Raw genomic sequence first — 9973 nt, 5'->3', positions numbered from 1 at the left:
GCGGAGGGCGCCGTCGTCGTGCACTGTGCGGCGGGGCGCGACCGCACCGGCATGGTGACCGCGGTGCTGCTTGCGCTCATGGGCGTACCGCAGAAGGACATAGCGGATGACTATGCGCTCGCCGTGCAGGGAATCAATGAACACCACCGTTCGCAGGAGCGTCCGCGAGAGCAGCCGAAGTCACCGGAGCAGTTGCAGGAGTGGATTTCACGCGCCAGAGCCCACCTGCTCGATCTGCTCGAGGGGTTTGACGCGGAGTCGTATCTCCGGGGCGCGGGGCTTTCGGCGGAGGAGTTAGAGGCGGTCCGGGCGCGGCTGTCCTCGTAGGACCTAGTTCTCCGGCTTTTTCTCCAGCAGCAGGTTGGTGATGCGCAGGGTGCAGAGGCGGCCGCCGTCGTCGTTGGTGATCAGCACCTCATGGGTGGTGAGGGTGCGCCCCAGGTGAATCGGCGTGGCGGTGATGGTGATGGTGCCGTTGCGGGCGGACTTGTGGTGCGTGGCGGAGACGTCGACGCCCACAGCAGTCTTGCCGAGGGTGCTCGCGTGGATGACGGCCGCCCAGGAGCCGACGGCCTCTCCGACAGCCAGTGACGCGCCGCCGTGCAGCAGGCCGAAGGACTGGCGGTTGCCCTCCACCGGCATGGTCGCGACGACCCGCTCGACCGACTGCTCGAGGATCTTCACGCCCATCTTCTCGTCGAGTTCGCCGAGGGTAATCTGCCAGGGTTCGACGGTCACTTTGGGCTCCTTGTGGGGTGTGGCGGGATCGGGCGTTCATGTACTCTGGACATATTACCGAACGTCCGTTCAGTAATGTTTCTTGAGCTCCCGAACGCGAAAGGTCAACGATGACTTCGACCGCCCTCAGCGTGGACATCGTCCCCAGCTTCATCCGCGACGCCTGGTGGACCCCCGACCAGCACACCCTCTCCGAGGACAACGCCAGCGAGGTGCGTGACGCCAGTACCGGCGAGATGCTCGCCCTGGTCAGCACCAGTGGGCTCAACACGGCCGACGTCGTCGACTATGCGCGCACAACGGGCCAGGAGGAGCTCGGGAAGCTCACGTTCCACCAGCGCGCCCTCAAGCTCAAGGCCCTCGCGCAGTTCCTGAACGGGCAGCGGGAGCACCTGTATGAGCTGTCCGCGCGCACCGGTGCCACCAAGATCGACTCCATGGTGGATATCGACGGCGGTATCGGCGTGCTCTTCACCTTTGGATCGAAGGGGCGGCGGGAACTGCCCAACGCGCAGGTGGTCATCGACGGGCCGGTGGAGGTGCTGTCGAAGGACGGGTCCTTCATCGGAGAGCACATCTACACACGTATTCCCGGAGCCGCCGTCCAGATCAACGCCTTCAACTTCCCGGTCTGGGGGATGCTGGAGAAGCTCGCGCCCGCCTTCCTGGCCGGCGTGCCCACGATCGTGAAGCCTGCAACTCCGACGGGGTATCTGACGGCCGCCGTCGTCAAGCTCATCATTGAGTCGAACCTCCTTCCGCTGGGATCGCTGCAGCTCATTTCCGGTCCTGCCCGCGACATCCTGGACCACCTCGACTACCGGGATCTCGTGTTGTTCACGGGCTCAGCGTCGACGGCGAACCGGCTGAAGTCACATGAGAACGTCACCACCGGCGGTGTGCGCTTCTCCTCCGAGACGGACTCCCTCAACGCGGCAATCCTTGGCGAGGATGCCGTACCGGGCACCCCCGAATTCGACGCCTTCATCAAGTCCCTTGTCACGGAAATGACCGTCAAGGCCGGCCAGAAGTGCACCAGTATCCGCCGGACGCTCGTTCCGAAGGCGCTGGTGAACGACGTCGTTGCTGCCGCCCGCGAACGCATCGAACAGCGCGTCACGCTCGGTGACCCGCGCGCCGAAGGTGTAACCATGGGGGCGCTCGCCTCTGTGGAGCAGCTGCGCAGCGTACGGGCCGCTGTCGAGTCCATGCTGGCTGCGGGCGGAGAGCTTGCGTATGGCACCCTCGATTCCCCGCGCGTGACCCACGCCGACGGCACCGTGGATGTCGCTGAGGACGGCGCATTCATGGCTCCAGTCCTCCTCACCTGGCAGAACGCCGACGCCGTCGAGCTCCATACGGTGGAGGCTTTCGGCCCTGTAGCCTCGGTCGTCGGGTACGACGACGTCGCGCACGCGGTCCGTCTGGCGGCCATGGGCGAGGGCTCGCTGGTGGCGACCGTGTGCACCAACGACCCGGATATTGCCCGCGAGCTGGTGACGGGCATTGCTGCCCACCATGGCCGGGTGCTGCTGCTCAATCGCGAGGATGCACGGTCCTCGACAGGGCATGGGTCGCCCGTGCCTCATCTCGTCCATGGCGGGCCGGGACGCGCCGGCGGCGGTGAGGAGCTCGGAGGCATCCGGTCCGTGCTGCACCATATGCAGCGCACAGCCCTGCAGGGTTCACCGAACATGCTGACCGCCATCACCGGTGTCTGGCACACCGGAGCTGACCGGAACTTCGACGAGGAGCATCCGTTCCGGAAGAACCTGGCAACGTTACGCATCGGCGACGCAGTGCGCTCTGACCTCCGCCAGGTAACCCTGGAGGACATCACCGCGTTCGCGAACACGACCGGGGACAAGTTCTACGCCCACACCAACGAAGAAGCCGCTGCCGCGAACCCGTTCTTCCCGGGGATTGTGGCGCACGGGTACCTGTTGCTTTCGTGGGGTGCAGGCCTGTTCGTGGAACCTGCGCCGGGTCCGGTCCTCGCCAACTACGGGCTGGAGAACCTGCGGTTCATCACGCCCGTCGCCGCCGGTGACTCGATCCGCGTGACCCTGACGGCGAAGCGCATCACGCCGCGCGAGGACGAGGAGTACGGCGAGGTGGCCTGGGACGCGGTGCTGACGAACCAGAACGACGAGATTGTCGCGACGTACGACGTCCTGACCCTCGTCGAGAAGTAGGCCGGCGTTCCTGTCCGGACAGTCCCATCGAACATGAGCGTTCGGTGGGATAGTCCGGACAATCCCAGTCAACCTGCAACTTTGGTGGGACGGTACTTCGCAATCCCTCGTCGAACCAGTTCAATGAACTCCTCCGGTCGGTTGACGATCAATTCGTAGGTCGCCCGCAGCATGGGCGTCCCATTGAGCATTAGAACGTTCCCGCGACGCCTGTCCTCCTCGAACTCCTTCGCATTGGTGTGGTGTTCTCTGCCGTCGGCTTCAATGCCTAGGATGCCCTCCACGAATAAGTCGAGACGCCCAACGCCTTTCACGTAGACCTGCGTCTGTACCGAAAACCCACCGGCCTTCAGGCGGTATCGCGCAGCTGTCTCCAGGATCGATTGCGAGTGCGGGTCGATCATCCCCACGATGCGTCGAAGTTTACGATCCCGTGCGCCACCCGTACGGCTGCGCAACTGTTGGAGCGTGACAAGCCGCTTCACTACGGCAGACTCCACCACGCACAATGCCTCAAGCTCCGGAAGACATCGCATGCATTGCAGGCAAATGTCCAGCGGCGTCAGCTGCTTCGCCGAGCGGTGTACCCGGAAGTTTCCCTCGAGGGGACGTCCATGATCAACGCAGACGTGGATAAAGCGAGGCTTTGTGAGGATCCAGAGGCCCAGTCTCTCAGCGGCATTCACACATGCAAGTTCGGCTTTGACGCACGCAGCGGCCAAGAGTGCAGGGTCTGCATCGGGCGTCACGTACACTCCGCGAATCGGACGGCTCAGCCGTCCATCCTGGACGGCTTTGAGGATCTCGTGACCGCTGAATCCCGCTTTCTCGAGTTCTCGTCGACGGGCCACGCCACCTTTTCCTGCAACCTCACGCACGATGTCCATGCCATCCATGCTCGGTGCGAGTGCCCAACCGTGGTGGGGGAGATGGCCCTATGTGGACATCTGTCTCAACGGGAGATCCCGTCCACGGAAGATGTTGAGCGGGATAGTCCGAACAATCCCGCTGACGAGGCGCCTTTGACGGGACCGGGGAGGTCAGGACCAGGGGGTGACGGGCTTCGGCTGGGGCTCGCCGTTGACAAGAACATCGACGCGCTCGTTGAAGAAACACACCAGGCCATGGATCTGCGTTGCGTCGGGGAAGCGGGAATCATACTGCCATGCGACGTCCTTCCCCTTCGGCGAGCCTGGGTAGGAGAAGTAGTTTGCCTGGCCCTTATAAGGGCAGACAGTCGTGGTTGCACTTGGCTCCAGCGCATCAAACCTCACGTCCTCGGGCGGGATGTAGAGCCGCGGGGGAAGGAGCGTTTCATACAGGACGGCGGCGCGGGACGTATCCGCGAGTGTGATGCCGTCCATCTGTACGGTGATGCGGTCAGCGGAGTCGCGGATATCGATGCGGTGGAACGGGTCACGCGGATGCCCGATGATCGATTCGTCGTCCTCGCGCCAGCTCAGGGAATCGAAGTCGAGCAGCACATATCCAGCCAGCGCAGGGTCATCCGGGCGGAATGCCGCGCCCGGCAGGACGGCGCCGGCTGCGGTGATGGTGAGGGGAGTCCCCGTGGTGGTGTGCCGGCTGAAGGGCGTCCGCGGGTCGAGGACCGGCGGACCCTCGAGCATGATCGCTACCGGATATTCTTCGCCCGCCTCGTGCCCTGACATGGCGGCAGACAGCTCCGCCCGGAGATCCTCCTCGGGCACCGCGAAGATCGGCGTCACCCGTTTCGGTTCCCAGACAAGCAAAGCCCGTCGGGTATCGATGACCGTGGTCTCACCGAGGTCACCCCGAACCCGTTTCGACGTGGGCTCATACCGAAGGTCGGAGAGTATACCCAGCATGGTGTCGGAGAGCTTGACGGACATAGCATCAGCGTCCGCTCAGGATGCGCATCAGTCAAGCGCGCCGCTTCCCCGGGGATAGTCAGACGTGGTGTAAACCCTCAAACGCCATCGCGATGACGTCGTCTGCGAGCTTCTCCGGGGTCAGCGGACCCCCTGGCTTGTACCATTCGACAACGGAGTTGATCGTGCCGAACAGTAGCCTCGTCGTGGTCCGTGGGTCTATGTCCTTGCGGATGGACCCCTCGGACCGGGCAGCCTCAACCAGCGCTGCAACCTGGTGGTCAAACGCACGACGGCGCTCAAGGGCTTCGCGCTCAACCTCCGTATTGCCGCGCAACCGCAGCAGGAGAGTCACGAAGGGAAGCCGCTCGGCCAGGACGTTGATCGTACCGCGCAAGACGTACTCGAGCCGTTGGTCCGCTTTGCCGGACGTCGCCTCCGCATGAGTCAGTACGTCCTCGAGCCCGCCGAGGGCGTGGTCGAGGGCAAGCCGCAGCAGGTCACCCTTCGATGGCACGTGGTGGTAGATCGCTGACTTGCTGATGCCCAGGTTGTCGGCGAGGACTCCCATTGAGGTCGCCTCATAACCGTGCCGGTTGAAGACATCAACGGCGATGTTGAGCACGGTCTGCTGGTCGTATCCGGGTCGTCCGCGTCGGGTAGCGGCCTGTGAACTGGGCATACCGGCTATTTTCGCACGAACGTTCGGTCAGACAGCGCCACCGTGAACACTGGGGGTCAGGCTTTCGGGCGCAGGTCGTAGATGCGCCGCAGCTTCCCGCTCGAGCGCGCCAGCGACCCGCTTTCGACGACGGACACCGCGCAGCTGGACCCGATGTGGATCTTGATCTGCTGGCTCAGTTCCGACGCCGCCGCGGCGGCTTCATCGGCGCTGACGCCTTCCCGCGGTTCGATCCTGACGGTCAGCTGGTCCATGCGCTGACCTTCCGGGCGTGTGAGCTCCAACTGGAAGTGCGGGCTGAGCGCGGGGATACGTAGCGCGATCTCCTCGATCTGGGTCGGGAAGAGGTTGACGCCGCGCAGGATGATCATGTCGTCGCTCCGTCCCGTGATGCGGTCCATGCGGCGCATACCCGGTCGGGCGGTGCCGGGGAGCAGTCGGGTCAGATCGTGCGTACGGTAACGGATGATCGGAAGCGCTTCCTTGGTGAGGGAAGTAAAGACAAGCTCCCCAGGCTGGCCGTCGTCCAGGACTGCATCGGTGAAGGGGTCGATGATCTCGGGACGGAAATGGTCCTCCCAGATGTGCGAACCGTCTTTGGTCTCAACGCACTCACCTGCCACACCAGGACCCATCACCTCGGATAGTCCGTAGATGTCGCAGGCATCAAAGCCCATGCGATGCTCAAGCTCCTGGCGCATCTGGTTCGTCCAGGGCTCAGCGCCCAGAACCGCCGTCCTGAGGGACGTGCTCTGCGGATCGATTCCGGCCGCCACCATCGCGTCGAGGATGGTGAGGAGGTACGTCGGGGTGCTGAGGATTGCGTCAGGCTGGAAATCCTGAATGAGCTGCACCTGGCGTTCGGTCTGGCCGCCGGAGATGGGGATCACCGTGCAGCCGAGCTTCTCGGCTCCGAAGTGTGCACCGAGTCCGCCCGTGAAGAGCCCGTATCCGTACGCGTTGTGGACCTTGTCGCCCTTCTTGACCCCGCTCGCGCGGAGGCAGCGCGCAACAAGCGTCGCCCAACGGTCGAGGTCGCCGGAGGTGTAGCCGACGACGGTGGGACGTCCGGTGGTGCCGGATGAGGCGTGAATTCGCGCAACGCGCTCCTGCGGGACGGCGAACATTCCGAAGGGGTAGGTCAGGCGCAGGTCTTCCTTGGTGGTGTAGGGAAACTTCGCCAGGTCCGAAAGTTCCCGAAGGTCACCGGGGTGGACGCCGGCGTCGTCGAACTTGCGGCGGTACAGGTCCACGTTCTCGTAGGCATACTTCACCGTCCATTGCAGGCGTTCAAGCTGCAGTTCCTCGATCCGGCCCCGGTCGTAGCTCTCCTCAGGATCGAGGGTGGCGGGGTCGGCAGCGGTCGCCTTGATGGCGGTGGTGGTCATGCGTTCCTCGATTCGGAAGAGTCGGGCAGGCTTCCCGTTGGTGTCAGGTTTCGGTTCCGGCGGTTCGGGACGGTTCGCGAGCGTCCACGGAAGAGGGCGACAGTGCGCTCCGCATCAGGCGCGCCGCCGTCCTGGCCCGCGGTGATCGTGATGTCGTAGATGCCGCTGCGCCCGGTTGCGCTGGTTCGAGTGGCGACGGCGGTCAGGATCTCGCCGGGCAGCGCTGAGGACAGGAAATTGATGTCGACGCCGGATGCAACCGTTATCGTTTCCGTTTCGCTGACAGGGTTGCAGGCCAGTGCGAACACTGTGTCGGCGAAGGCGAAGATCATTCCGCCGTGGGCAATGCCGAAGCCGTTGAGCATTTCCTCGCGTACCCGCATGGTGGCCGTGGCATGCCCGTCGCCTAAGTGCAGCACCTCGACGCCGAGCCACTGGGAGGCATAGTCCTTCTCCAGCATGGGATGAACAGGGCGGACGTCAGTGTCCCTCATGGAGGCCTCTCAGAATTATTTACCGATCGTTCATTAGGTAATACCGGAACGCCCCTGACTGTCAAGAAGATGTGGATCCTTCCGGGGAATATGAAGCACACAACGAGCGATTGAAGGGGCTGCCCGTCGGCGGTGTCCGCTGCTATTCTTTCCGCACAGCGTCGCTCCGCGAAAGGGGTACGCACATGCGGCATCCGATTGTCCGGTTCCTGGCCATCGTTCTCTGCGCCGGGTCTACCGTCACCGCGTGCACAGCCCAGGATTCCGGTCCGGATCGCACTCCCTCACCAGTAGCCGCGGCCACGGAGTCAGAACCACCGGGACCGCCGGCATCCACATCCGCCGTCCCACAGCCGTCACCGACGAGCGCTGGGCCCGAACTGCAACCCCAGGTTCAAGCCGTGGTCTCCTCGAATTTCCAGGCGACGGAAGCAGGCGCCGCGATCCTCACGGCTGGGGGATCAGCAGCCGATGCCGCTGTCGCTGTCGCGTCCGTCCTCACCGTCGTGGAGCCCTACTACTCGAGCGTGCTCGGCGGCGACACCTGGGCGCTCTACTACGACGGCGGCACCCGGGACGTCACCAGCCTCAACGCTGTGGGGCCGGTGGGGAGCAAGGCGACGCTCGAGGACTACACGCCCCGGGCAGGCGAGTATGGGATGCATCAGGCAATCCTGCCGGGCGCCTGGGACGGGTGGATGCTCTGGCTGCGGGATCACGGAGAACTGCCGCTGCGCCAGGTTCTGGCGCCCGCAATCGACATAGCGAGGGCGGGCTACCCGGTCAGCTCGGAGATGACCTTCTGGCTGACACAGCAGGAACAGGACATCCGCAACAGCCCCCAACTCAGCGAGCTCTACCTGCGCAACGGAGCTCTCGTCGCTACCGGGCAGGCAGTTACCCAACCGGACCTCGCGGCCACGCTGGAAGCACTGGCAACCGCGTACGACGACGGCGCTGCCGCCGCCGGCGAGACAACCGCCCGTCACGCGGCGGGCATCCAGGCGGCGCGTGACTACTTCTACCGCGGTCCGCTCGCAGAGGCGATCGTGCAGTATTCCGACCAGTTCGGCGGCTACCTCACACTGGAGGACTTTGCCCGGTACGAGGCCGAGCTGGTGGCGCCCATCTCGATCGACTGGGCCGACGGTATCCGGGTTCTGCAGAATCCGCCGAACAGCCAGGGCATCGCGATGCTTCAGGCGTTGAACATCCTCAAAGCGGAGGACTGGTCCGGCAGGTCGCCAGCTGAACCGGACGTGATCCATCGCCAGATTGAAGCCGTGAAGCTCGCCTTCGCTGACCGGTTCGCGTACGTCGGCGATCCTGATCGAACGCCGGTGCCCGTCGAGGAGCTGTTGTCGGATGATTACGCAGATCAGCTGCGCGGCCGCATCGACATGGGTAGCGCCGCCGAGTGGCCGATCGAGGCCGGACTGGACCGGCAGTCGAGCGATACCACCACCTTTCACGTGACCGACAGCGAGGGAAACGCGGCGGCGGTGACGACCAGCCTCGGAGGCCAGTTCCTGGTGGTGGGAGATACCGGCATCCACATCAACGAACGCATGAAGTTCATGTCAGTGGATCCCGGCAACGTGAATGTCGTCGCGCCCGGTGCCACAGTACGGCACACATCGAACCCATACATGGTGCTACGGAACGGTCGGCCGTATCTTCTCGGAGGGAATACCGGCGTCGACACGCAGCCGCAGGCACAGCTCCAGCAATTCATGAGCGTGGTCGCCTTCGGGCTTGAACCCCAGGAAGCGGTCGCTCAGCCGCGTTTCGTGAGCACAGCGTTCCCGGCCTCAATCTTCCCGCACCCGGCCGACAACATTCTCCATGTGGAAACCAGCTTCCCACCTGCAGGCATCGCGGACCTGCGCGCACGAGGGCACAACATCGCGGTAGGAGTCGGCATCTTCGGCACAGCCAACATGATCGAACTCAGCGAGGACGGCACCGTAGCGCAGATCGGAGCCGAGCCGCGGAACCAGACGGCAAGCGGCGTCGTAGTGCCCTGACGGCGTTACCCCATCACGCTGGCTGTCCCCGAAAGAACGCGGGTCGCACCCAGCGCATCGGCCACGAAGGCGTAGTCCCAGGCCACGTCCTTCCACTGCTCGTAGCGTCCGCTGGCGCCGCCGTGGCCGCCGTCCATCTCGGTCTTGAGAACTATCGGCTCACTGCCCGTCGTCACTTCCCGCAGCCGGGCTACCCACTTCGCAGGTTCAACGTAGAGCACCCGGGTGTCATTGAAGCTGGTTACCGCAGCGATGCGGGGATACGCCGTCGGGCGGATGTTCTCGTACGGGGTGTATTCCTTCATGTACCGGTAGACGTCCGGGTCGGTGATGGGATTGCCCCACTCTTCCCACTCCAGCGCGGAGAGCGGGAGTTCCGGGTCCAGAATCGTTGTCAGAGCATCCACAAAGGGAACCTGCGCGACGATCGCCCGGTACTTCTCGGGGGCAAGGTTGGCAACCGCGCCCATCAGCAACCCGCCGGCTGATCCGCCGATCGCAGCAATGCGCTCCGGGTCGACCCAGCCGGATTCGGCCACATGGGTGGTCGCGTCCACGAAGTCCGTGAAAGTGTTCTTCTTCGCGAGCTTCTTCCCGCT

10 protein-coding genes are annotated in these 9973 nt (G+C 64.3%); 3 read left to right on the top strand and 7 right to left on the bottom strand.

The window, feature by feature from the left end:
• A partial coding sequence (locus RIF85_RS12540) for a tyrosine-protein phosphatase (RefSeq protein ID WP_309072237.1) occupies nt 1-327 on the top strand: 327 nt, incomplete at its 5' end.
• A gap of 3 nt (nt 328-330) precedes the next feature.
• Here the strand turns inward: RIF85_RS12540 and RIF85_RS12535 are convergent.
• Nucleotides 331-690, bottom strand: a complete 360-nt coding sequence (locus RIF85_RS12535; RefSeq protein WP_309072238.1) for a PaaI family thioesterase — start codon at nt 688-690, stop codon at nt 331-333.
• Nucleotides 691-848: 158 nt separating this feature from the next.
• On the opposite strand from RIF85_RS12535, the gene paaZ reads away from it, so the two are divergent.
• Nucleotides 849-2933 carry a phenylacetic acid degradation bifunctional protein PaaZ gene (paaZ, locus tag RIF85_RS12530; protein ID WP_309072236.1) on the top strand — a complete coding sequence of 695 codons (2085 nt, stop codon included), beginning with the start codon at nt 849-851 and terminating at the stop codon, nt 2931-2933.
• Nucleotides 2934-3001: 68 nt separating this feature from the next.
• Here the strand turns inward: paaZ and RIF85_RS12525 are convergent, their stop codons facing one another.
• The 5 genes from RIF85_RS12525 to paaI all read right to left on the bottom strand — a co-directional run bounded on the left by RIF85_RS12525 (nt 3002) and on the right by paaI (nt 7347).
• On the bottom strand, nt 3002-3820 hold the full coding sequence (locus RIF85_RS12525) for a type IV toxin-antitoxin system AbiEi family antitoxin domain-containing protein (RefSeq protein ID WP_309072235.1): 819 nt from the start codon (nt 3818-3820) through the stop codon (nt 3002-3004).
• Between the two features lie 153 nt (nt 3821-3973).
• A complete protein-coding gene (locus tag RIF85_RS12520) occupies nt 3974-4804 on the bottom strand; it encodes a DUF427 domain-containing protein (protein ID WP_309072234.1) in 831 nt (276 codons plus the stop codon).
• A gap of 58 nt (nt 4805-4862) precedes the next feature.
• Nucleotides 4863-5465 (bottom strand): TetR/AcrR family transcriptional regulator, encoded by a 603-nt coding sequence (locus tag RIF85_RS12515; RefSeq protein ID WP_309072233.1) that lies wholly within the window; start codon nt 5463-5465, stop codon nt 4863-4865.
• Nucleotides 5466-5521: 56 nt separating this feature from the next.
• The gene (gene paaK, locus RIF85_RS12510; RefSeq protein ID WP_309072232.1) at nt 5522-6853 is read right to left on the bottom strand and encodes a phenylacetate--CoA ligase PaaK; all 1332 of its coding nucleotides are present in this window, start codon (nt 6851-6853) and stop codon (nt 5522-5524) included.
• The gene (gene paaI, locus RIF85_RS12505) at nt 6850-7347 is read right to left on the bottom strand and encodes a hydroxyphenylacetyl-CoA thioesterase PaaI (protein WP_309072231.1); all 498 of its coding nucleotides are present in this window, start codon (nt 7345-7347) and stop codon (nt 6850-6852) included. Before paaI ends, paaK begins: the two co-directional genes overlap by 4 nt.
• A gap of 401 nt (nt 7348-7748) precedes the next feature.
• Here paaI and RIF85_RS12500 point away from each other — a divergent pair, with 401 nt between their 5' ends.
• Nucleotides 7749-9374: a gamma-glutamyltransferase gene (locus RIF85_RS12500; protein WP_309072230.1), complete on the top strand. Its 1626-nt coding sequence runs from the start codon at nt 7749-7751 to the stop codon at nt 9372-9374.
• A gap of 5 nt (nt 9375-9379) precedes the next feature.
• Here the strand turns inward: RIF85_RS12500 and RIF85_RS12495 are convergent.
• Nucleotides 9380-9973 (bottom strand): prolyl oligopeptidase family serine peptidase (locus tag RIF85_RS12495; RefSeq protein ID WP_309072229.1); only part of this gene is annotated, 594 nt, incomplete at its 5' end.

This window comes from Arthrobacter sp. (genome assembly GCF_031179385.1).
Lineage (GTDB): Bacteria > Actinomycetota > Actinomycetes > Actinomycetales > Micrococcaceae > Arthrobacter_D.
Note: the sequence above shows the minus strand (reverse complement) of the source record. Positions and strands in the feature narration are given on the sequence as shown.

What these genes read in the sequence shown, in the direction of transcription:
- RIF85_RS12535 (WP_309072238.1), bottom strand. Translation starts at nt 690, where the DNA reads ATGGGCGTGAAGATCCTCGAGCAGTCGGTCGAGCGGGTCGTCGCGACC.
- paaZ (WP_309072236.1), top strand. Translation starts at nt 849, where the DNA reads ATGACTTCGACCGCCCTCAGCGTGGACATCGTCCCCAGCTTCATCCGC.
- RIF85_RS12525 (WP_309072235.1), bottom strand. Translation starts at nt 3,820, where the DNA reads ATGGACATCGTGCGTGAGGTTGCAGGAAAAGGTGGCGTGGCCCGTCGA.
- RIF85_RS12520 (WP_309072234.1), bottom strand. Translation starts at nt 4,804, where the DNA reads ATGTCCGTCAAGCTCTCCGACACCATGCTGGGTATACTCTCCGACCTT.
- RIF85_RS12515 (WP_309072233.1), bottom strand. Translation starts at nt 5,465, where the DNA reads ATGCCCAGTTCACAGGCCGCTACCCGACGCGGACGACCCGGATACGAC.
- paaK (WP_309072232.1), bottom strand. Translation starts at nt 6,853, where the DNA reads ATGACCACCACCGCCATCAAGGCGACCGCTGCCGACCCCGCCACCCTC.
- paaI (WP_309072231.1), bottom strand. Translation starts at nt 7,347, where the DNA reads ATGAGGGACACTGACGTCCGCCCTGTTCATCCCATGCTGGAGAAGGAC.